At 65.3% G+C, this 23,169-nt stretch carries 15 protein-coding genes; 10 read left to right on the top strand and 5 right to left on the bottom strand.

Annotated features, from left to right (window positions below; genetic code table 11):
* Positions 1-79 precede the first annotated feature (79 nt).
* From V6M39_RS13920 to ettA, 4 genes are all read left to right on the top strand, one after another.
* The gene (locus V6M39_RS13920; protein WP_332644417.1) at positions 80-1,258 is read left to right on the top strand and encodes a PrsW family intramembrane metalloprotease; all 1,179 of its coding nucleotides are present in this window, start codon (positions 80-82) and stop codon (positions 1,256-1,258) included.
* Positions 1,259-1,360: 102 nt separating this feature from the next.
* Complete coding sequence (locus V6M39_RS13915; RefSeq protein ID WP_332644416.1) at positions 1,361-3,070, top strand: GTPase domain-containing protein; 1,710 nt, start codon at positions 1,361-1,363, stop codon at positions 3,068-3,070.
* Positions 3,067-4,722 (top strand): GTPase, encoded by a 1,656-nt coding sequence (locus V6M39_RS13910; RefSeq protein ID WP_332644415.1) that lies wholly within the window; start codon positions 3,067-3,069, stop codon positions 4,720-4,722. Before V6M39_RS13915 ends, V6M39_RS13910 begins: the two co-directional genes overlap by 4 nt.
* A 62-nt stretch (positions 4,723-4,784) precedes the next feature.
* Positions 4,785-6,467 carry an energy-dependent translational throttle protein EttA gene (gene ettA / locus V6M39_RS13905; protein ID WP_332644414.1) on the top strand — a complete coding sequence of 561 codons (1,683 nt, stop codon included), beginning with the start codon at positions 4,785-4,787 and terminating at the stop codon, positions 6,465-6,467.
* On the opposite strand, the gene V6M39_RS13900 is transcribed toward ettA, so the two are convergent.
* Both V6M39_RS13900 and V6M39_RS13895 read right to left on the bottom strand, forming a co-directional pair.
* Positions 6,468-7,058 (bottom strand): hypothetical protein, encoded by a 591-nt coding sequence (locus V6M39_RS13900; RefSeq protein ID WP_332644413.1) that lies wholly within the window; start codon positions 7,056-7,058, stop codon positions 6,468-6,470. It lies immediately after the preceding gene.
* 100 nt (positions 7,059-7,158) lie between these two features.
* Entirely contained in the window at positions 7,159-7,629 is a 471-nt protein-coding gene (locus tag V6M39_RS13895; protein WP_332644412.1) for a MarR family winged helix-turn-helix transcriptional regulator, read from the bottom strand.
* Between the two features lie 98 nt (positions 7,630-7,727).
* Between V6M39_RS13895 and V6M39_RS13890 the strand changes: the two genes are divergently transcribed.
* A complete protein-coding gene (locus V6M39_RS13890; RefSeq protein ID WP_332644411.1) occupies positions 7,728-8,288 on the top strand; it encodes a YceI family protein in 561 nt (186 codons plus the stop codon).
* Here the strand turns inward: V6M39_RS13890 and V6M39_RS13885 are convergent.
* Complete coding sequence (locus V6M39_RS13885) at positions 8,285-8,860, bottom strand: TetR/AcrR family transcriptional regulator (protein WP_332644410.1); 576 nt, start codon at positions 8,858-8,860, stop codon at positions 8,285-8,287. The two genes, V6M39_RS13890 and V6M39_RS13885, sit on opposite strands and share 4 nt — an antisense overlap.
* Positions 8,861-8,950: 90 nt before the next feature.
* On the opposite strand from V6M39_RS13885, the gene V6M39_RS13880 reads away from it, so the two are divergent.
* Genes V6M39_RS13880 through V6M39_RS13870 form a run of 3 tightly spaced genes read left to right on the top strand, consistent with a single transcriptional unit; the run spans position 8,951 to position 12,093 of the window.
* Positions 8,951-10,096 carry an acyl-CoA dehydrogenase family protein gene (locus tag V6M39_RS13880; protein WP_332644409.1) on the top strand — a complete coding sequence of 382 codons (1,146 nt, stop codon included), beginning with the start codon at positions 8,951-8,953 and terminating at the stop codon, positions 10,094-10,096.
* Between the two features lie 21 nt (positions 10,097-10,117).
* Positions 10,118-11,338 (top strand): acetyl-CoA C-acetyltransferase, encoded by a 1,221-nt coding sequence (locus V6M39_RS13875; RefSeq protein ID WP_332644408.1) that lies wholly within the window; start codon positions 10,118-10,120, stop codon positions 11,336-11,338.
* A complete protein-coding gene (locus V6M39_RS13870; RefSeq protein WP_332644407.1) occupies positions 11,338-12,093 on the top strand; it encodes an SDR family oxidoreductase in 756 nt (251 codons plus the stop codon). The genes V6M39_RS13875 and V6M39_RS13870 overlap by 1 nt, the downstream gene beginning before the upstream one ends.
* Position 12,094: 1 nt before the next feature.
* On the opposite strand, the gene V6M39_RS13865 is transcribed toward V6M39_RS13870, so the two are convergent.
* Both V6M39_RS13865 and V6M39_RS13860 read right to left on the bottom strand, forming a co-directional pair.
* A complete protein-coding gene (locus V6M39_RS13865; protein ID WP_332644406.1) occupies positions 12,095-12,667 on the bottom strand; it encodes a TetR/AcrR family transcriptional regulator in 573 nt (190 codons plus the stop codon).
* Complete coding sequence (locus tag V6M39_RS13860) at positions 12,664-13,605, bottom strand: oxidoreductase (protein WP_332644405.1); 942 nt, start codon at positions 13,603-13,605, stop codon at positions 12,664-12,666. The genes V6M39_RS13865 and V6M39_RS13860 overlap by 4 nt, the downstream gene beginning before the upstream one ends.
* Positions 13,606-13,796: 191 nt before the next feature.
* Here V6M39_RS13860 and V6M39_RS13855 point away from each other — a divergent pair, with 191 nt between their 5' ends.
* Positions 13,797-22,781 (top strand): fatty acid synthase subunit beta domain-containing protein, encoded by an 8,985-nt coding sequence (locus V6M39_RS13855; protein WP_332644404.1) that lies wholly within the window; start codon positions 13,797-13,799, stop codon positions 22,779-22,781.
* Positions 22,778-23,167, top strand: a complete 390-nt coding sequence (gene acpS, locus V6M39_RS13850; protein WP_332644403.1) for a holo-ACP synthase AcpS — start codon at positions 22,778-22,780, stop codon at positions 23,165-23,167. The genes V6M39_RS13855 and acpS overlap by 4 nt, the downstream gene beginning before the upstream one ends.
* Positions 23,168-23,169: the final 2 nt, after the last annotated feature.

The raw sequence follows: 23,169 nt of genomic DNA, 5'->3' as shown, positions 1-23,169 counted from the left end.
TCGGGCGGGATGCCCGGGACAAGCCTATCCGCGAGAGATCGATCGCTGACGGACCCCGCGTATGCCCTACGATTCGCAGGTGACAATCGCGACCGATGCCGCCGTCGCTGGTGCAGTCCGTCGCGAGCCGTTCAGACAGCGTGGGCGTACGGCACTGCTGGTGATCTTCATCATTCTCGGCGCCGTAGGCATCGTCGGTGGAGTCGTGCTCGCGATTGTCGGCGCAGGCGATGTGGCTGGGGCGGGAATGTCGTTCCTGTTCGCGCTCATCCCGCTGCCGTTGCTGTGGGTGTCCTTCTGGTGGCTTGATCGGTACGAGCCTGAGCCACGCCGCTACAAGTTCGCCGCCTTCGTGTGGGGGGGCGTCGTGGCAGTCGCGATCGCCCTGGCACTGCAGATCTGGATCCAGAGTGCATACGACGTCAGCGACGAGACGATGGCCTCGGTCGTCGCGCCGCTCACCGAAGAGCCGGCCAAGTGCCTGTTTTTGCTTCTAACCTTCATCCGTGCACGCCGCGTCATCGACGGATTCCTCGACGGGTTGATCCTCGCGGGTCTCGTCGGCATCGGCTTCGCCTTCGTCGAGAACATCGGTTACTACGCCGCGAGTTATCTCGGCTCGGAGGACATCAAGATCGATGGGCCAGCCGGCGTGACGACGACGTTCATCGTGCGCGGCGTGTTCAGCCCGTTCGCACATCCGCTCTTCACGTCTGCGTTCGGCATTGCGATCGGTCTCGCCGTCACCCGAAAGTCAAAGTTCGCCAAGGTCGGGCTCGTCCTGCTGGGTCTCGCGCTGAGCATCGGTCTGCACGCCATGTGGAACGCCTCGTTGAGCTTCGGCGGTGGCGCCGGCTTCCTCCTCGTCTACCTGGCTCTCGCCGTCGTGCTCCTGATCGTCGCCGCCATCGCGATCGTCGCCCGGTCGAAGCAGATCCGCGTTCTGGAGCGCTCGCTGTCATACGTCGCGCAGCGCGGCTGGATCCACCCGGCTGAGATCCCGTACCTGTCGCGGTTCACCTATCGCAAGGCAGCGCGTCGATTCGCCCAGGAGCACCACGGCAAGGAAGCGCGCAAGGTCGTGAAGCGTTATCAGCAGCTCGCGACCGAGATGGCGTTCCTGCACGACGCCATGATGAGTGGCCGGTCGAAGCCGAATGGCGTCGAGCGGACCTATGCGCTGCTGGATCAGATGTACGCATTGCGTCCTGACCTGCGATTTCCCCCAGCGCTTCAAAACACCGTTCGTCACTTCTGACCCGGGGTTCACATGCGGCCGTGGCGGCGGTGTACCCCCACGTCCACTAATCTGTCTTCATAACCCCGTAGGTGACTGCGCCAGTCGATGAGAGGAGCTCCCGTGCCCGGCGAACATGCTTCGGCCGAGCTTCTCGGTGCCCTGAGCGGGCTGCTCGGCAACGTCAACGGAGCGCCCCTCGCGCTCGACGTCCCTGGGGTCGTCGACGCCCGACGCGTTCGCGCAGACATCGCCACTCAGCTCTCTGACTACGTCATCCCACGCCTGGTCCAGCTCGACGGCCCATTGCTTACGGTGGTCGGCGGCTCGACGGGTGCTGGCAAGTCGACTTTGGTCAACTCGCTGTTGGGGGAGCGGATCACCGAGTCGGGTGTTCTGCGACCGACGACACGCTCGCCGGTGCTGATCCACCACCCAGATGACGCGAAGTGGTTCGCCCCGGACCGCATCCTGCCCGAGCTGCCGCGCACGACTGTGCCGAGCAACGACACGTACGCGCTGCGGCTCGCGACCTCGACCAAGATCCCACGAGGCCTCGCCCTCCTCGATGCGCCAGACGTCGACTCGATCGACAAGGGCAATCGGGAGCTTGCCGCCCAGCTTCTCGCGGCCGCCGACCTGTGGCTGTTTGTGACGTCCGCAGCGCGCTACGCAGACCAGGTGCCGTGGGACTACCTCCGGCTCGCGGCGGAGCGCAGCACCTCGGTTGCCGTCGTGCTCGACCGTACGAGCAGCGATGCCGTCACCGAGGTCCGCGGACACCTCGCGCGCATGATGACGTCGCGCGGTCTGTCCGACTCGCCATTGTTCACGGTGCCGGAGTCCAGTGTCGACGCCGAGGGACTGCTCCCGGCGGAGTCGGTGGCGCCGATTGTCGGCTGGCTGCACGATCTCGCCGGCAACAGCGACGCCCGCGGCAAGGTCATCTCGCACACCCTCGACGGCTCGATCCGCCACATTGTGCTGCGCTCGCACGATGTCGCGGACGCCATGGACGCCCAGATCGAGATCTCCGAGCTCCTCTACGCAGATGTGGATGCGATCTACCGAGAGGCGCTCGACTCCTTCACGACGCAGAGCACCGACGGCACCCTGCTGCGAGGTGAAGTGCAGGTTCGCTGGCAGGAGTTCGTCGGTACCGGTGATCTGCTCCGTTCAGTCGAGGAGAAGGTCGGTCGCATCCGTGACCGCTTTGTCGACGGCGTGACGGGCAAGCGCACGCGGTCGAGTGACATCGTTGCCGCGATCGAGACGGGCGTGTTCAACCTGATTGTCGAGCAGGCCGAGAAGGCTGCCGCAGCCTGTGCGCAAGCGTGGGCCGAGGTGCCAGCCGGCAAGACTCTGCTCGCCGGATCCCGTGACCTTGATCGAGCTTCCAGCGACTTCCGCGTCAAGGCCGAACGTGCAGTACGCGACTGGCGTCAGGCCGTGCTTGAGCTGGTACGCACTGATGGCGGCGACAAGCGCATGACCGCGAAGTTCCTTGCCTTCGGCGTCAATGGCATCGGTGTCGCGCTCATGGTCGTGATGTTCGCCGACGCCGTCAAGGACAAAGATGGCACCGTCGCTCTGGGTCACAAGCTGCTTTCGGCGATCTTCGGTGACGACGCGGTCAAGGCGCTGGTCACCAAGGCGCACGCCGACCTCGACACTCGTGTTGCGGCCCTGTTCGAGGGCGAGATGCAGCGTTTCGTGGAACTAGTCGGTCGTCCCGACGATCTCAAGGCGCGGCAGGCAGACCTCCGCGAATCTGCCCGGCTTTCTGAAGGCGCCCGTCACGCTGACTTCCTTCGCGGGGAGCACCCCGCATGAGCGTCAGCCTTGATGGCGCAGCGTTTCCCACGTTCGCCGGCGAACCCAATGACGTCGCCAAGCGCCTGGATGGCCTGACCCAGGCTGTCGCGGCGAGCCGAGGACGTATCGACGAAGAGATCCTTGCGCCCGCCGAGATGCTGGCCGGACGCGCGAGTGAGCGTCTGCGACTGTCGGGCGACCACACGATCGTTGCCCTCGCCGGAGCCACCGGCTCGGGCAAGTCGTCGCTGTTCAATGCGCTGACCGACCTCGAGCTGGCCGGTGTCGGCGTACGACGGCCGACGACGTCGTGGGCTCTGGCCTGCGCATGGGGACCCGACGGCGCCCAGGGCCTGCTCGAGTGGATGGGCATCCCGCCGCGCCACCAGGTGTCCCGACTCAGCATGCTCGACACCTCCTCGGAGGACACCAAACTCGACGGCCTGATCCTGCTCGACCTGCCCGATCACGACTCGACTGAGGTTTCGCACCATCTCGAGATGGATCGGCTCGTCAAGTACGCCGACCTGCTCGTATGGGTACTTGACCCGCAGAAGTACGCCGACGCAGCTCTCCACGACCGCTACATCCGTCCCATGGCTTCCTACAGTGATGTGACGCTTGTCGTGCTCAACCAGATCGATCGCATTCCCTACGAGCAGCGTGCGCGCACGCTCGAAGACGTCAAGCGCATCCTGGCAGCCGAGGGCTTGCCGAACGTCGAGGTCATCGGCGTCTCAGCGACCCGGGGCGATGGCATCGACGACATGAAGCGCGTACTGGCGACTCGGATTCGCGCCAAGGCCTCGGCCAAGGGGCGACTTGGCTCAGACATCACGGCGGCTGCGAAGGTCATGGCCCAGGTCGGGGGAACCGGTCAGGTGCCGGGAATCAGCTCCGTTGATCGCCAGACTCTCGACGACGCGCTGGTGGCCTGCGCAGGAGTACCCCAGGTTGTTGAAGCGATTGCCGCTTCGACCCGGCGTCAGGCGATCCTGCGTACGGGTTGGCCCGTCGCCCGTTGGCTCGGCAAGCTCCGCCGTGACCCACTCAAGGACCTTGAGCTGAGCTCAGACATGTCGATGGCGGCTCTTGCCAAGGCGTCGCTCCCGGAGGCCAGCCCGGTGCAGCGCGCCAACGCCGAGCTCGCCATCCGCGATCTGGCTGAGAAGGCGTCTGTCGGCCTCGAGCACCCGTGGCGGGATGCCGTACGCAATGCAGCCAGTCCGAAGGGTCGTTCGATCGTCGAGGACCTGGATGCGGCGATCGAGGCAACTCACGTACGGGCTCGTACGGCACTGTGGTGGCGAGGTGTGCATGTCATCCAGTGGCTGGCATTCCTCGCACTTGTGGCGGGACTCGGCTGGCTTGCAACTGAGGCGATCGTCGACAACTACTTCCCTGACACGAAGCTGCCCGACATCAATGACATCGCCGGCTATCCGGCTGGGGCAGTGGTCGCGGCTGCCGCAGCCGCTCTCGGCATGGTCCTTGGTCTGGCGTCGCGCGTCCTTGCAAGGTTGAGCGGACGCCGTCGAGCCAAGCGCGCCAATCGCGAGCTGCGGGCCGCAATCGACGAGGTGACCGCCTCCCAGATTCTCGGTCCCGTGCAGGCCGAGCTCGACGCGTACGGCGCCTACCGAGCTGGCATCACCACAGCCCTCGGCTGACCCGTCGCCAGCGGCTTGACCGCTGGGCTCGGGCCATGAGCCGCTCGTTAGACTTGGGCCCTATGGCTGACTACGTCTTCACACTCCGCAATGTTCGCAAGAAGCTCGGCGAAAAGGTGGTGCTTGACGACGTCACGCTGTCCTTCCTGCACGGAGCCAAGATCGGCGTCGTGGGCCCCAACGGCACCGGCAAGTCCACGCTCTTCAAGATCATGGCTGGGCTGGAGCAGCCAAACAACGGTGATGCAATCAAGGACCCTGACGCATCCGTCGGCATCCTGCTTCAGGAGCCGCCGCTCACTGAGGGCAAGACCGTTCTGGAGAACGTCGAAGAGGCTGTGGGCGAGATCAAGGGCAAGATCGATCGGTTCAACAAGATCAGCGAAGAGCTCGCCGATCCGGACGCCGACTACGACACGCTCCTCCCTGAGATGGGTGAGCTGCAGACCGATCTCGACCACGCCAACGCGTGGGATCTCGACTCCCGCCTCGCCCAGGCCATGGACGCACTGCGCTGCCCGCCTGCCGACGAGCTGGTCGACCACCTCTCGGGTGGTGAGCGCCGCCGCGTCGCACTCTGCAAGCTGTTGCTTGAGCAGCCCGATCTGCTCCTGCTCGACGAGCCCACCAACCACTTGGATGCCGAGAGCGTGTTGTGGCTCGAGCAGCACCTCGCGACCTACCCCGGTGCCGTCCTGGCGATCACCCACGACCGCTACTTCCTCGACAATGTCGCCGAGTGGATCCTTGAGCTCGACCGTGGCAAGACCCACCCGTACGAGGGCAACTACTCGACCTACCTCGAGACCAAGCAGGCCCGCCTCGTCGTCGAAGGCAAGAAGGACGCCAAGCGCGCCAAGATCCTCGCCAAGGAGCTTGAGTGGGTTCGCTCCAACGCCAAGGCCCGCCAGGTCAAGAACCAGGCTCGACTCGGCCGGTACGAAGAGCTCGCTGCCGAGGCCGAGCGCAGTCGCAAGCTCGACTTCGAGGAGATCAACATCCCGGCCGGTCCGCGACTCGGAGATGTCGTCCTCAACGCCAAGGACCTGCACAAGAGTTTCGGCGACCGTGAGCTGTTCAACGGTCTGACCTTCGATCTCCCGCGCGCCGGCATCGTCGGTGTCGTTGGACCCAACGGTGTCGGCAAGTCGACGCTGTTCCGGATGATCGTGGGCGAGGAGAAGCCTGACAGCGGCAGCCTCGATGTCGGCCAGACGGTCAAGATCTCGTACGTCGACCAGGGTCGTGGCGGAATCGACGACAAGCTCAACGTCTGGCAGCTCGTCTCCGGTGAGCTCGACTTCATCAAGGTCGCCAACTTCGAGGTCCCGAGCCGCGCCTACGTCGCGTCGTTCGGCTTCAAGGGTCCGGACCAGCAGAAGCTGGTCAAGGTCCTCTCGGGTGGTGAGCGCAACCGCCTCAACCTGGCGCTGACGCTGAAGATGGGTGGCAACCTGTTGCTGCTCGATGAGCCGACCAACGACCTTGACGTGGAGACGCTGCAGTCGCTCGAAGATGCGCTGCTCGACTTCCCGGGCTGTGCCGTCGTGGTCTCGCACGACCGGTGGTTCCTTGACCGCGTGGCGACGCACATCCTCGCGTGGGAAGGTGATGCCGACAACCCGGCCAACTGGTTCTGGTTCGAGGGCAACTTCGCCGACTACGAGGTCAACAAGGTCGAGCGTCTGGGCGAGGAAGCGGCACGCCCGCACAGCGTGACGTACCGCAAACTCACCCGCGACTGACTAGCTCGAGCTGTCTGACGACGTGTCTGCCGGGGGCGGACCGTCGAACGGGCGGCCAGCGTCGCCCTTGGCACGTTCCGGGCGGACGTTGTTGATGCGGTCGGTGATGTGCTCAGTCAGGTTCTTCTTGCGCTCGGTGGCTTGAGCCTCGGTGAGCCTTCCGGCTTTGACGTCGGCGTCGATGCGCTCTTCAGCCTCGGCGACGAGAGCCTTGACCAGCGTGTCGGTGCTGACACCTTCAGCCTTGGCGACGTCAGCCAGGCTCGTCTTGCCGTCCTTGAGCTTGGTGCGCAACTCGGCTTCGGTGAGACCCAGGGCCTTCGCGGCTGCGGCGAGGTGCGGACCGCCAGGTCCACCGCGTCCAGGTCCGCCCTTGGGCAGCTTCTCGTTGAGGGTCTCGGCGACCTTGTCTGCCTGATCCTGGGTCAACGTGCCGTCCTTGACGAGGCCGCTCAGGGAACTCTTGATGGAAGCGAGTCGGCTCTTGACGGGGTTGTCCGAGTCGGCGGCCGAGGCGGGCGTGAGCGCTACAGCGCCACCGCCTACCGCGAGGGTGCTGGCGAGAATGATGCTCGCAGTGCGTTTGTGCATGACGTGCTCCTTGAATTGTTGGTGCAATTCATGGTGCGTACGTCAGATGGCAGAACCATGAGGTCAACCTGTGAGTTGCCTGTCAGTCAGCACGGTTCGGTCAGCACTGTCCGCCGAGCTGAGTGATCACGCGCTGCATGATCTGACCGAGCACGGCGAACTCTTCAGGGGAGGCGTTGTCGACAAGATAGGAGTGCACACCGCGTACGTGGGTGTGCGCCGCCTCCTCGAGCCGGGCAAAGCCCTTGTCGGTCATGACGGCGGAGACGCCGCGGCCGTCCTCGGAGCACTGGCCCCGGAAGACGAGTCCTTCTCGCTCAAGGCGGGCGATCGTATGAGTCACGCGACTGCGTGAGTGGGAGACCGCAGCAGCGAGCTCGGCCATACGAATTGAACGGTCGGGCGCCTCGGACAGTCGTACGAGGATCTCGTACTCGGGCATCGACAGGCCGTGAGCCGTGCGGAGGTCGCGATCGAGGCGATCGTTCAGGACGATCGTTCCGCCGAGGAACGATCGCCAGATCTGCTGCTCTGCGGCGGTGAGCCACGGAGTTTCGGTTGCGGTCTCCATGTGATCCATCATACAAGCCTGCCCACTTGATTGAAGGTTGTACTATCTGTAGGGTCATGTTTGTTGAACAATCAACTACTGTACCCGGAGGCATCAACATGAGCACCACCACAGACATCAACGTCAGCACTGGCACCTGGACGATCGACCCGACTCACACCGAGATCGGCTTCACCGTTCGCCACATCATCAGCAAGGTCCGCGGCAAGTTCGAGACCTTCGAGGGCACGCTTGTCACGGCCGAGGACATCACCGCCTCGTCGGTGAACGTCTCCTTCGACCTGTCGTCGATCAACACCGGTACGGCCCAGCGCGACGAGCACCTGCGTTCGGGTGACTTCTTCGACGCCGACAACCAGGACCAGGCGACGTTCGTGTCGACAGGTGTCGTCGCCAAGAGCGGCACTGAGTTCGTCGTCACTGGCGATCTGACCATCAAGGGCGTCTCCAAGTCGGTCGAGCTGGCCGTTGACTTCCTCGGTGAGGGCTCGGACCCGTGGGGCGGAACGCGCGTGGGCGTCGAGGCGACCACCGAGATCAGCCGCAAGGAGTTCGGTATCGACTTCAACATCCCGCTTGAGGGCGACAAGGTCGTCATCGGCGACAAGATCTCGATCCACATCGTGGCCGAGGCTGTCCTGCAGGCTGACGCAGCCTAACGAAGCCTGGTCATCCTGACCGCCAGATCGGCGTGCAGGCTGGCCAGCTCGTGGCCGGAGCGAGAACCTCCGGGCTCGAACCAGCGCACGAGATCGACGCCCAGCGAGAGCAGCGAGAACGCTGTTCCGGGGACGTCAACAACATCCAGGACGCCCTGGTCGACACCGTCGGCCAGGGCGTCTTGCATCGCCTTCTCGATGTCGCGTCGGTAAGTTGCGACTTCTGCGCGGTGTTCGTCGGTGAGCGCGTGGTACTCGTACTGCACGATGCGCCCTACCCGGCTGTTGTCGGCGTGCCAGAGGCTGAATTCGTAGACCATGACACGCAGCCGATTGACGGGATCAGTGCTCGAGGCGGCAGCCGAGGTGATGACCTCCAGCGCTCGACGGTGGCCGTCAAGACTGACGGAGAACAGGAGGCTCTCCTTGGAGTCGTGGTGCACGTAGACCGCGGCCGGGCTCATACCGGCACGGGAGGCAATGTCTCGCGTCGTGGTACCAGCGAAGCCCTTCTCGGCGAACGCCTCAACGGCAGCATTGAGGAGCCGTTCACGCGCTGTGATGGTCGTCATGCTGGCCTCCTAATTGGTTGACAGCATGCCGCAGTGCTTGCATGCTAAGCAAGCGCTTAGTGCGCGTTCACGGACCACGAAGGCAGAACTTTGCAGCGAACGATCTACAACGAGGACCACGAGGCGTTCCGCGCCTCCTGTGCCGCATTCCTCGCCAAGCATGTCGAGCCCAACCTCGAGAAGTACCTCGAGGACAAGGCCCTCCCGCGCGACTTCTGGCTCGCCGCTGGAGCTGAGGGCTTTCTCGGTCTCGAGATCCCCGAGGAGTTCGGTGGCGCCGAGGCGGACGACTTCCGCTTCAACGCCGTATGGGATGAGGAGCTGAGCAAGCTCAACGCCGCACTCGCTTCATGCGTCGCGATCCATACCGACATCGCAGTGCCCTATCTCGTGGACCTGTGCACCGACGAGCAGAAGGCGCGCTGGCTCCCGGGCTGCGTCACCGGCGATATCCTCACCGCCATTGCCATGACCGAGCCCGGTGGTGGTTCCGATCTGGCCGCCCTCAAGACCACGGCAGTGCGCGATGGTGACGAATGGGTCATCAACGGCTCCAAGACGTTCATCACGAACGGCTTCTCCGCAGATCTCGTGATCACCGCCGTACGCACGTCGCCCGACAAGGGCGCAAAGGGCATCAGCCTGTTCGCAATCGAGGCGACTGATCCCGGCTTCAGCCGCGGACGCAAGCTCGACAAGGTCGGGCAGAGCGAAGCCGACACCGCCGAGTTGTTCTTCGAGAACGTACGACTGGGTGACGACCGGCTGGTCGGCGAGGTCGACCAGGGCTTCATCTACATGATGCAGCGCCTTCCGCAGGAGCGAATCAGCTGCTCGGTGTCCAATGTGGCGCACGCCAAGCAGATCCTCGGCGAGACGATCCAGTACGCCCACGATCGCCAGGCGTTCAAGCAGCCGATCGGAAGCCTGCAGCACAACAAGTTCCTGCTCGCCGAGCTGGTGACCAAGATCGAAGTCGCCGAGACGTTCATCGATGCGGCCGTGCTGGCGCACACTCGCGGCGAGGCCACCGCCACCGATGCAGCCAAGGCCAAGTGGTGGTCGTCGGAGATCCAGAACGACGTCCTGGACCATTGCGTCCAACTCCATGGCGGGTACGGATACATGAACGAGTACCGTGTCGCACGCGCCTGGCGAGATGCCCGGGTCAGCAAGATCTGGGCTGGTTCGAACGAGATCATGAAAGAGCTCATAGGCCGAGACCTCGGATTCTGAGTCCAACGAAAGGCACCACTGATGACTGAAGCAGTAATCGTCTCCACCGCTCGCTCGCCGATCGGCCGCGCGTTCAAGGGCTCGCTGAAGGACATGCGCCCCGATGACCTCACGGTCCAGATGGTGCAGGCAGCGCTGGCCAAGGTGCCGGGACTCGATCCCAAGGACATCGTCGACCTCCACCTCGGTGTCGGCCAGCCGGCCGGTGAGAGCGGCTACAACCTCGGTCGCATCGTCGCCGTGCAGTCCGGCTTCGACCACGTACCCGGAGTGACGGTCAACCGCTACTGCTCCTCGAGCCTGCAGACCACCCGCATGGCTTTCCACGCGATCAAGGCCGGCGAGGGTGACGTGTTCATTTCGGCCGGTGTCGAGACCGTGAGCCGTTTCGGCAAGGGCAGCTCGGATGGCATGCCTGACACCAAGAACCCGATCTACGACGACGCGATCGCGCGTACCGCCAAGCGTGAGCAGGGTGGAGCCGACTCGTGGAGTGATCCCCGCGAAGACGGCGACGTACCCGACGTCTACATCTCGATGGGCCAGACAGCAGAGAACGTTCAGCAGAAGATCGGCATGAGCCGTGAAGAGCAGGACGAGTTCGGCGTACGCAGCCAGAACCTTGCTGAGAAGGCAATCAACAACGGATTCTGGGCCAAGGACATCACCCCCGTCACGCTGCCTGACGGCACGACGGTGAGCCTGGACGACGGACCGCGTGCCGGCGTCACGCTCGAGGCTGTCTCGCAGCTCAAGCCCGTGTTCCGTCCCGATGGCACCATCACTGCTGGCAACTGCTGCCCGCTCAACGACGGTGCTGCTGCAGTTGTCATCATGAGCGACACCAAGGCCAAGGAACTCGGTCTGACCCCGCTCGCTCGCATCGTGTCGACCGCGGTCACGGGCCTCTCGCCCGAGATCATGGGCCTTGGTCCGGTCGAGGCGATCCCCGCCGCCCTGCGCAATGCCGGTATGAGCCTGGACGACATCGACCTCTACGAGATCAACGAGGCCTTCGCGGTCCAGTCGTGGGGTTCGGCCAAGGTGCTCGGCATCCCGATGGACAAGCTCAACGTCAACGGCGGTGCGATCGCGATCGGTCACCCGTTCGGTATGACCGGTGCTCGCATCACCAGCACGCTGATCAACTCGCTGCAGCACCACGACAAGCAGTTCGGTGTCGAGTCGATGTGTGTCGGCGGTGGCCAGGGCATGGCCATGGTCATCGAACGCCTGTCCTGATGACTCGCCGCTTCGAGGGCAAGGTCGCAATTGTCACCGGCGCAAGCCGGGGCATCGGCCTTGCCATCGCGGAGCGCCTCGTCGCCGATGGCGCACGCGTATGCATCACAGCCCGCAAGGCTGACGCGCTGGCCGAGGCAGTCGAGTCGCTCGGCGGACACGAGAACGCGATCTTCTCCGCTGGTGCGGCCGATGATGAGGCCCACCAGGCGGAGGCGGTTGCGGCGACCCTCGACGCATTCGGTCGGATCGACTTCCTGGTCAACAACACGGGCATCAATCCGACGTACGGGCGGATGATCGATGTCGACCTGGGCGCTGCTGAGAAGACGTTCCGGGTCAACGTCATCTCGTCGATCGCGTGGGCGCAGAAGGTCTATCACGCCTGGATGGGCGAAAACGGGGGAGCGATCGTCAACGTCGCCTCGGTCGCGGGTCTCAAGCCCGCGCCCGGGATCGGTGTCTACGGAGCCTCGAAGTCCGGGGTCATCCATGTGACCGAGGAACTTGCCGTCGAGCTCGGTCCGGACATCCGGGTCAACGCCGTCGCGCCGGCTGTGGTGAAGACGAAGTTCGCAGCCGCTCTCTATGAGGGCAAGGAAGACGAAGTGTCGGCCGCATACCCGATGAAGCGACTCGGCGTGCCGGATGACGTGGGCTCGGTTGTCGCGTTCCTGCTGTCCGAGGATGCGGCCTGGGTGACAGGTCAGACCCTCACGATCGATGGCGGTCTGCTGCTCACCGGTGGCGTCTGACTCACTCCTTCGGGGGAGTCACGGCCCGCCAGCACGCCTCGATCAGTGGCTCCACAACGGACTCGTCAACGCTGCGCTGGATCGCCGTGAGGCGGATGATCGGGCCGACGGCCAGATCGAACAGAACTTCGGCGGGCAGCGTGACCATCTGCTGAAGCAGGCTGGCAACCACCGGCGATGACATGAGCGGGTCGTCGAGGGCGGAGATTGCCTTCTCGTGGGCGATCTGCGCATATGGCGAGCTGTCCGCTTGCGCCAGGAAGCGTGCACGGTCGGGGTCTGCCTGGAGGTGATGCAAGACGCCGGTCCACAGCTGACCGAACTGCTCTCGCGAGGTGGCGTCAGGGTCCACGCCAGCCAACGCCGCCTCACCCAAGGCCTGCTTCACCTCCAGGTAGGTCGCCAGGACCAGCTCGTCCTTCGAGGCGTAGTGGACGTACGCCGTGCCGGTTGCGACCCCCGCCTCCTTGGCAACAGCAGCCATGGACGTGCCGTGGAACCCGTCACGGGCAACGAGCCGGATCAAGGCGTGACGAACCGCCTTGGCTCGATTGACCGCGACGGGTGTCGTCATTTCGAGCGCACAGCCTCTGCCACGTCGAGCTTCACGCCGGTCTCGCGCTCGGAAACGTCCCACAGCTCCTGAATGCGCTTGTCGAGGCCGATACGGCGAAGGATTGGTCGGTTGACGGCAGGGCCATTGGATGCGAGCAGCGGACCGTACATCTGGCCGCCCTTGGCTTTGGGATCGGTCGCGGCACGCAGCTGCGGGCGGGCTCCCTTGTGAGGTGGCATCCCGGTGCGAGCGGCCAACGTCTCAGACCAGGCGCCGAGCCATCCGGCACCACCCTCAGTTGACGTTGTGGTCTGCAGGTCCGTATGGGACAGACCTGGATGCGCGAGCAGGCTCTGGGCCGAGACGCCAGCTTCGGCGAACTTATTCTGCAGGCCCAGACCGAAGTAGTAGTTGGCCAGCTTGGCCTGCCCGTACGAGCGCCATGCGCCGTAGTTGCCCTTCATGTGCGGGTTGTCGGGATCGACCGGCTTGCCCTGGAAGCGGGCGATGCTGGTGACAGTGACGACTCGAGCCCCGTCCGTCCTGACGATCCTCGGGAGGAGATGGGCCGTGAAGGCGAAGTGGCCGAGGTGGTCGACGCCGAACTGCATCTCGAAGCCATCGGCCGTGGTGCGCTCAGGCATGGCCATCACACCGGCGTTGTTGATGAGCAGGTCGATCGAGTCGTGCTTCGCCAGGATCTGCTCGGCGGCTGCGGCGGTGGAGGCCAGGTCGCCGAGGTCGAGTGGCACGAGTTCTAGCGAAGCGTCGGGATGTTTGGCTCGGATGCGTTCGACAGCGCCTTTGGCCTTGTCCTGGTTGCGTACGGCCATGACGACATGTGCGCCGGCGCCGGCCAGGGCTTCTGCGGTCTCAAGACCGAGACCGCCATTGGCGCCTGTGACGACCGCCGTGCGGCCGGACTGATCGGGGATGTCGTTCTGGGTCCAACTCATCGGGAGCTCCTATGACTGAATGTTCATTCATTCTGGTCGCTGACTGGGGATCGGTCAACAGGGAGCGTGATCCACATCTCTTGAAAAACATGAGGAAAACCTCGCATTAAAGTTGAGGTTTCCCTCATGTTTTGCGAGACTGGGGTTACCGCCCGTCGATCCCGAGACGGCAGTACCCCGAGGGAACTCACGTGACGACCATCGACACATCGCTTGCCCCCATCCGCACTTCTGAGCGCCGCGGCGCTCTCGTCGACCGCATCGTCGACGGCGCCCCTTACGCAGTGGGCTTCGGTGGACAGGGCGCCTCGTGGCTGGAGCCGTTGGCCGATCTCGTACGTGATTACGCCCTCGAGGCGGACCTCGAGTCCCTGGTGAGCCAGGCCGAAGCAAAGCTCGTACCTGTCGCAGGTGAGCTCGCCCGTGCGGGCATCACGTTCACGCCGCTGGCGTGGGTCGACGTCCTCGCTGTGGGGGAGTCGGCTGAGGACGACGACGCTCCTGAGCTTCCTGACTCCGACATGCTCGGCGCGCCGGGTGTCTCGCTGCCCGGAATCCTTCTGACGCAGCTCGCCGGGATCCGCGCGCTGCACCGTCAGGGGATCGACACTCAGGTCGTGAAGCCATCCGCCGTGATTGGACACTCGCAGGGCCACATCGCAGCCCAGTCACTTGCTGGCGTCGACGACGTCGAGCTGCTTGCGATCGCTCGTCTGATCGGTGCAGCGGGACAGCTGGTTGGCCGTCGTCGTGGACTGCTCGGCAACACCATGCTGAGCATCTCGAATGTACGCCCGGAGCGCATCGACGAGATCCTCGCTGAACTGCCGGCTTCACTTCGGGTCGTCTCGCGCATGCGCAACGGTCGCCGCAGTGTTGTCATCAGCGGTCCGGCAAGCAGTCTCCCCATCGTTGAATCCCATCTCGAAGAGGTTGCAGCCGCCGAGAAGGCTGAGCGCGATCGTAAGACGACGGGCGGTACGCCGTTCGCTCCCGTCATCGAACCGCTCACGTCACAGCTGGCTTTCCACCACCCCGACCTCGCCGAAGCAGCAGATCTCGTCGCCGCCTGGGCAACGACCTGTGGCATTGACGCCGAACGTGCTCGCGATCTTGCGAAGCGCTCGCTCGTCGACCCGGTCGACTGGGTCGAGTCCCTCGAAATGGCCATGAACTCCGGCGCGACCTGGATCCTTGACTTGGGTCCTGGCGACATCGCAGCGCGCCTCTCGGCCCGCGAGCTGCGTACACGCGGCGTCGGCATCATCGCCACGACGACTCGTCGCGGTCACCGCGAGCTTGTCGCTGCCGGTGCAGCTCCGCGCCTCGCAACGCCGTGGTCGGCCTACGCGCCCAGCGTCGTCACACTGCCTGATGGCAGCATTCACGCCGAGACGCGCTTCACGCGTCTGACCGGCAAGTCGCCGATCCTGCTCGCCGGCATGACGCCGACGACCGTTGACGCCAAGATCGTCGCGGCAGCCGCCAACGCCGGATTCTGGGCTGAGCTCGCCGGCGGTGGACAGGTCACCGAGCCCATCTTCGCCGACCGTGTCGCTGAGCTGAATGAGCTGTTGACGCCCGGCAGCACCTACCAGTTCAACTCGCTGTTCCTCGATCCGTACCTCTGGAAGCTGCAGCTCGGCCAGAAGCGCCTCGTACAGCGCGCTCGCGCTGCCGGCGCGCCCATCGACGCCGTCATCGTCACTGCGGGCATCCCCGAGCTTGAAGAAGCCGTTGCACTCGTTTCCGAGCTGCGCGACGCCGACATCACGCATGTCGTCTTCAAGCCCGGCACGGTCAAGCAGATCCGCCAGGTCATCGCGATCGCCAAGGAAGTCGCTCCGACACCGATCATCGTTCAGATCGAGGGCGGCAAGGCCGGCGGCCACCACTCGTGGGAAGACCTCGACGACCTGCTTCTCGCCACGTACGGCGAGCTGCGCGCGCTCGACAACGTGGTCGTCTGCGTCGGCGGTGGCATCGGTACTCCCGAGGTTGCTGCGGCGTACCTGTCCGGTGAGTGGGCTCGTCGCCATGACTTCCCGTTGATGCCGCTCGACGGCATCCTCGTCGGTACTGCTGCCATGGCAACGCTCGAGGCCACCACCGCACCTGACGTCAAGCAGCTGCTGGTCGACACGCGCGGCACTGGCGCCTGGATCGGCGCAGGCACCGCCAAGGGCGGAATGGCGTCCAGCCTGAGCCAGCTCGGCGCTGACATCCACGAGATCGACAACACCGCATCGCGTACCGGCCACCTCCTCGACGAGGTCGCCGGCGACGCCGAAGCCGTTGCCGAGCGTCGTGACGAGATCGTCGAGGCGCTCAACCGCACCGCGAAGCCCTACTTCGGCGATGTCGCAACCATGACCTACGCCCAGTGGCTGAGCCGTTTCCTCGAGCTGAGCGGCACCCCGACATGGCTCGACATCACGATGCAGGAGCGGTTCACCGCAATGCTGCAGCGTGCCGAAGCTCGCCTCCACGCCGCCGACCGCGGCACGATTCCGACGTTGTTCGCCGACGAGGAGAGCGTTGCCTTCGGCGCGACCGCTCTCGACGCACTGCTTCGTGCCTACCCGGCTGCGGCCGAGGTTACCCTGCACCCGGGCGACGTGCTGTTCTTCGTCGACCAGTGCAAGACACCCGGCAAGCCGGTCAACTTCGTACCGATCCTCGACCAGGACGTACGCCGTTGGTGGCGCTCCGACTCGCTATGGCAGGCACACGATGCCCGCTACGGCGCTGATCAGGTCTGCGTCATCCCCGGACCGGTATCGGTCGGCGGCATCGACCGCGTCGATGAGCCCGTTGCCGAGCTCCTGCGTCGTTTCGAGGACGCCACGATCGATGGCCTGCTGGCTTCCGGTCGCGCACCTCAGCGCGTTGCTGGACGTCGTCGCGTCGACGGAGCGGGTGACGTGCTGTCGCTCGTTCTCGCCGCTCCCGACCTGGTGTGGGCCGGCCGCACGGTTCGCAACCCCGTCCACCGCCTCGGCGCAGACTGGGTCATCGTCGATCCCGAGCGTGCTGAGCACCCCGAGACTGGCGCGACGATCATCGCGATCGATGCCCGTACTGCTGAGCTCCACGTACCGCTCGCAAAGCCGCTCTCTTTGCGCATCGACCTTGGCGACGCCGTCGTGTCTGGCGCAGCTCCGGTCGTGAGCACCGAGATCGCAGCGGAGGCAATGGGTGCTCTGGTTGCCGGTGCTTCCGGTGGAACCGTGCCCAAGGTCTCGGATGGTCATGCGACCGTCTCGGTCGACTGGGACCCCGATCTGATCGCCGACCACGCGGGTGTGACCGGCGCAGATGTGCCCGTGCACCCCGTACCCGACGTGCTCGTCGGACTCGCCTGGCCGTCTGTCTTCGCCGTTCTGGGCGACACGACGACTGCCGATGGCATCCCCGTCATCGAGGGCATGCTCGACCTGGTTCACCTTGACCACGCCATCGCGCTCGACGGCACTATGCCGACCGTGCCTGCGACGCTCACGATTGGCGCCACGGTCGAGTCGGTCTCCGACACCGATTACGGCCGCGTCGTCACGGTTGACGTGACCATCTCGTCCGAAGGACAGGCCATTGCCACCCTGCGCGAGCGCTTTGCGATCCGCGGACGCACGGGCGCCGGCGTGCTTGCCGATCCGGCACGCGCCGGGGGAGCGCTGGGCGATGACGTCCAGGACACGCCGCGCAAGTCGCGCGGCTCCGCCTCGGTCGTCGCACCGACTGACCTGCACGCCTTCGCCGCAGTGACCGGCGACCACAACCCGATCCACACCAGTGTCGCCGCGGCACGCCTGGCAGGTCTGGGCGATCCGATCGTCCACGGCATGTGGGTCTCAGCGGCTGCCCAGCAGATCGTCTCCAATCGCCGCATCACGGGCTGGACGACGCGCTTCATGGCGCCCGTACGTCCGGGTGCGACCGTCGACATCCGCGCCGACCGCGTTGGTCTGGACGCCGGTGCTGAAGTCATCGACATCAGCTGCCGCGTCGAGGGTGAGGTCGTCATGGCCGCCACCGCTCGCCTCGAAGCTCCCCGCACGGCTTACGCGTTCCCGGGTCAGGGCATTCAGCACGCCGGCATGGGCATGGCCGCGTACGCCCGCTCCAAGGCCGCCCGCGAGATCTGGGACCGCGCCGATGCGCACACTCGCGAGGCCCTCGGCTTCTCGATCCTGAACGTCGTCCGCGACAACCCGACGGTTCTCGTCGCGCAAGGCGTCACGCACAAGCACCCGGATGGCGTGCTGTTCCTGACGCAGTTCACCCAGGTGGCCATGGCCGTCCTCGGTGCTGCACAGATGGCTGAACTCCGCGAGGCAGGCGGATTCGTCGAGGGCTCGATCCTCGCGGGTCACTCGGTCGGCGAGTACAACGCTCTCGCTGCTGTCTCCGGCGTCATTGCGCTCGAGGGTGTTGTCGAGGTCGTGTTCCAACGCGGTTCGGTCATGCACACGCTCGTCGAGCGTGACGCTGAGGGACGCAGCGACTATCGTCTCGCCGCGATCCGGCCGTCACAGATCGGCCTGGTCGACGAGAACGTCAAGGAGTTCGTCGACGGGATCGCCGAAAGCTCGGGCGAGTTCCTCCAGATCGTCAACTACAACCTCCGCGACTCGCAGTACGCGATCGCCGGCACCGTACGCGGCCTCGAGATCCTCGAAACCGCAGTCAACAAGCGTCGCGACGAGTTCGGCGGCAAGGGTGCGTTCATCCTGATCCCGGGTATCGACGTGCCATTCCACTCGACGGTGCTCCGTGGAGGTGTGCCGGACTTCCGGGCGCGACTCGACGAGCTGCTGCCGCCGACAATCGACCCGGCGATCCTGGCCGGTCGCTATGTCCCCAACCTGGTGCCCAAGCCGTTCTCTCTGGATCGCGCTTTCATCCAGGAGATCGCCGACCTCGTACCTTCCGAGCCGCTCGACGCAGTCCTTGCAGACTTCGCCGCGTGGTCCAAGAAGCCCGGTGAGCTGTGCCGCGTGGTGCTGATCGAGCTCCTGGCCTGGCAGTTCGCCAGCCCGGTCCGCTGGATCGAGACACAGGACCTGATGTTCGGTGAGCTCGGTGTCGAGCGCTTCATCGAGGTCGGCGTAGGCCAGGCACCTACGGTCGCCAACCTCGCTTCGCAGACTCTGAAGCTCCCGGGCCGCCATGGCGGACCCGTCGAGGTGCTCAACTTCGAGCGCGACAGCGCCGCGGTGTTCAGCACCGATGAGGAGATGGTTGAGTTCGACGAGGAAGAGGCAGTTGTCGAGGCGCCAACCTCGGATGCGGCTTCGCCGAGTGTTCAACTGGTCACCTCGCCCACGAGCAGTGGCCCGCGTCCTGCGGACATCTCGTTCGACGCCGCAGATGCGACCACCGTGCTCATCGCCTGGTGGACGAAGATGCGTATCGATCAGATCGGCGCCGCCGATTCGATCGAGTCGCTCTGTGATGGAGCGTCCTCACGCCGCAACCAGCTGCTCGTCGACCTTGGCGGAGAGCTTGGGCTCGGCGCCATTGATGGCGCCGCCGACGCCGACCTGCCGACGCTGTCGGGCCAGGTCAAGGGCCTCGCGCGTGGCTACAAGGCGTTCGGCCAGGTCCTCACCGAGGCTCTCGGCGATCACCTCAAGAAGGTGCTTGGCCCGACCGGCAAGCGTCAGGCGTACGTCGCCGAACGCGTTGCCGATGTCTGGCAGCTTGGCCCGGGTTGGGCGAGTCACGTGCTCGCCGAGCTCGCGATGTCGAGCCGCGAAGGTGCGAGTGTTCGCGGTGGTGACTTCGGTTCACTGAGCGGTCTCGCCACAGGTGCCGATGTCGACGCGGCCATCGATGCCAGCGTTGCGGCAGTCGCCGCACGCCACGGTGTCAGCGTTGATCTCCCGTCGACCGGCGGAGGAGAAGCCACGATCGACGCCGCTGCTCTCGGTGAGTTCACGGCACAGATCACCGGTCCTGACGGCGTACTCGCCTCGGCAGCCCGCCTCGTGCTCGACCAGCTCGGCCTCAATGAGCCCGCAGTAGTTGTCGAGCCCAATGCGGATGACGCCGCGATCCTCTCGCGCGTCGAGACTGAGCTGGGCAGCGACTGGGCCAAGCTCACCGCGCCTGCGTTCGATGCAGACAAGGCAGTCCTGCTCGACGATCGTTGGGCCAGTGCGCGTGAAGACCTCGCCCGCATCGTCCACGGCGACGATCTTGACGTCAGCTTCATTGGAGCCGGCAAGGCGCTCGCGGCGCAGGCCCAGTGGCACGCGACAAACGGTGAGCATGCGCTGAGGGACCGCTTCGCCAAGATCGCTGCCGACGCCCTCGCTGAGCCCAGCGCTCCGTGGGCCGGCGAGACCGCAGTCGTGACCGGCGCGAGCCAGGGCTCGATCGCCGCAGGCATCGTCGGGCAACTGCTCGCCGGTGGCGCGACGGTTGTGGCGACGACATCGGGCCTCGATCCCAAGCGCCTCGCGTTCTATCGCGAGCTCTACCGGTCGTACGCCATCACGGGTGCTGCCCTGTGGGTCGTACCAGCCAACATGGCGTCGTTCGCCGACGTCGACGCACTCACCGAGTGGATCGGCGCCGAGCAGACGCAGACTCGTGCAGGTACGACGACGGTCCTCAAGCCCGCCATGACACCGACGCTGCTCTTCCCGTTCGCGGCAGGTCGAGTCGCTGGTGACATGTCGGACGTCGGAAGTCGCACGGAGATCGACATGCGCATCCTGCTGTGGTCGGTCGAACGCCTCATCACCTCGCTGTCGGCGCACGGCCAGGACCATGACATCGACGCGTCGCTGCACGTCGTACTTCCGGGCTCGCCCAACCGCGGCATGTTCGGCGGCGACGGCGGTTATGGAGAGGCCAAGGCTGCTCTCGATGCACTGGTCACCCGCTGGAAGGCTGAACCCGCCTGGGCCAACCGCGTAACGCTGAGCCACGCGATCATCGGGTGGGTTCGCGGTACCGGCCTCATGGGCGGCAACGACCCGCTGGTCGAGGCCGTTGAGGCTGCCGGCGTACGTACGTGGACGCCTGACGAGATGGCAGAAGCCCTTCTGGAGACCTGCACACCGGAGGCTCGCGCCGCGGCACACAACGAGCCGCTCACGGTGGATCTCACGGGTGGACTCGGTGGAGTGAACCTCGACATGCGAGCACTCGCCGAAGGTGTCGAGCGGCCTGCGGCTGAGGCCGAGGACGAGACCGGCATGATCGCCGCCTTGGCACCGTCCCCGGCACAGCTCGACCGTGTTGACACACTTGAATGGGCACCCCTCGAGGCGCGTCCCGAGGATCTCGTCGTCATGGTTGGTGCCGGAGAGCTCGGCCCGTACGGCTCCTCGCGCACTCGCTTCGAGGTCGAGGTGTCCGACGACCTGTCGGCCGCCGGCATCCTCGAGCTTGCGTGGACCACCGGGCTGGTCGCCTGGGACACCACCGCAGGCGGTTGGTACGACACCGAGTCGCAGGAGAGCGTCGACGAGGCTGATCTCGCCGATCGCTACGAAGATGCGGTCCGCGAAGCCTGTGGCATCCGCCGCTACGTCGACGAAGGCAACATGGTCGACAACGCTGCCCCGCTGCTGACATCGGTCTTCCTTGACAAGGACCTGTCGTTCACAGTGTCCAACGAATCCGAGGCGAAGGCACTCCGCGACGCGGACCCCGAGCGTACGGTCATCGCGGCGACAGCCGACGGCGACTGGACCGTGACCCGCAAGGCCGGCACCGAGATCCGCGTACCGCGTCGTCTCAAGCTGACCCGTACGGTCGGCGGCCAGATCCCGACCGGCTTCGATCCCACCGTGTGGGGCATTCCGGCTGAGATGGTCGAGTCGATCGACCGCGTCGGCCTCTGGAACCTCGTCTGCACCGTCGATGCGTTCCTGTCGAGTGGCTTCGAGCCGTCGGAGCTCATGCGTTGGGTTCACCCGGCGATGGTGGCCAACACGCAGGGCACCGGCATGGGTGGCATGCAGTCGATGCAGTCGCTCTACCTCGACACCCTGCTCGGCGAGAACAAGGCCAACGACATCCTCCAGGAGGCGTTGCCCAACGTCATCGCAGCGCACGTCGTGCAGTCCTACGTCGGCAGCTACGGCGCGATGGTTCACCCCGTCGCCGCCTGTGCCACGACCGCGGTGTCCGTCGAAGAGGGCGTCGACAAGATCAAGCTTGGCAAGGCCGAGTTCGTCGTAGCCGGCGGATTCGACGACCTGAGCGTTGAGGGCATCGTCGGCTTCGCTGACATGTCGGCCACTGCTGACTCGGCGGCCATGAAGGCCAAGGGTCTCGAGGATCGCTACTTCAGCCGTGCCAACGATCGTCGCTATGGCGGCTTCGTCGAGTCACAGGGCGGCGGAACAATTCTGCTGGCTCGTGGCGATGTCGCTGCCCGTATGGGTCTGCCCGTGCTCGCAGTCGTGGCCTACGCCGGCTCGTTCGCCGACGGTGTCCACACGTCGATCCCGGCCCCGGGCATCGGAGCGCTGGCCGCGGGTCGCGGTGGACGCGAGTCCGCGCTGGCGAAGTCGCTGGCGCAGGTCGGCCTGACCGCAGACGACATCGGCGTGCTCTCGAAGCACGACACCTCGACGGGCGTCAACGAGCGCAACGAGTCTGAGCTGCATGAGCGTCTAGCGGCGGCAATCGGCCGTAGTGAGGGCAACCCGCTCTATGTCATCTCGCAGAAGGCCCTCACGGGTCACTCGAAGGGTGGCGCGGCAGCCTTCCAGCTCATCGGTCTGAGCCAGGTGCTCACTGGCGGAGTCGTTCCTCCCAACCGCAGTCTCGACTGCGTCATGGACGACCTCGCTGAGCACCAGCACCTCGTATGGCTGCGTGAGCCGCTGGCGACCGGCCAGCTCAAGGCAGGCCTCGTGACGAGCCTCGGCTTCGGTCACGTGGCGGGCCTGATTGCGCTGGTCAACCCCCAAGCCTTCCTTGCAACCTTGACGGCGGAGGAGCGAGACTCCTACGCCACCCGCGCGGAAGCGCGGACGATCGGGGGCCGGATGCGTCTGGTTCGGGCAATGTACGGCGGCCCCTCGCTGTACGAACGCCCCGACCGTCGCCTCGGTAGCGAGGGAGTGCGGGCCCGGGAGGCTGCGATGCTCCTGGATCCGCAAGCACGACTGGGTGAGGGAGACATGTACCAGTCGGTGTCATGCCAATGACGATCCTCGGGGTCGGTGTCGACCTGGTCCACGTTCCTACGTTCGCGGACCAGCTTGACCAGCCCGGTACGAGGTTTGCGGAGGCATTCTCACCTGGCGAGCGGAGTGATGCGCGGAGTGGTCCCTCCAATCCCGCGCGTCACTTCGCCGCTCGCTGGGCGGCCAAGGAAGCCGTGATCAAGGCGTGGTCGGCATCGATGTACGGTGAAGCGCCGGTCATGGACGAGGGCATCCATCACCTGATCGAAGTCGTCACCGATGCGTGGGGTCGACCCCGCATACGACTTCATGGCGAAGTGGCCAAGCGACTTGCTGGCCGCACCTTTGAGGTGTCTCTCAGTCACGACGGCGATTACGCGACCGCGTACGTCATCTTGTCCGACTGAGG

It is taken from the genome of Aeromicrobium sp., assembly GCF_036675695.1.
In the GTDB taxonomy this organism is placed as follows: Bacteria; Actinomycetota; Actinomycetes; order Propionibacteriales; family Nocardioidaceae; genus Aeromicrobium.
Note: the sequence above shows the minus strand (reverse complement) of the source record. Positions and strands in the feature narration are given on the sequence as shown.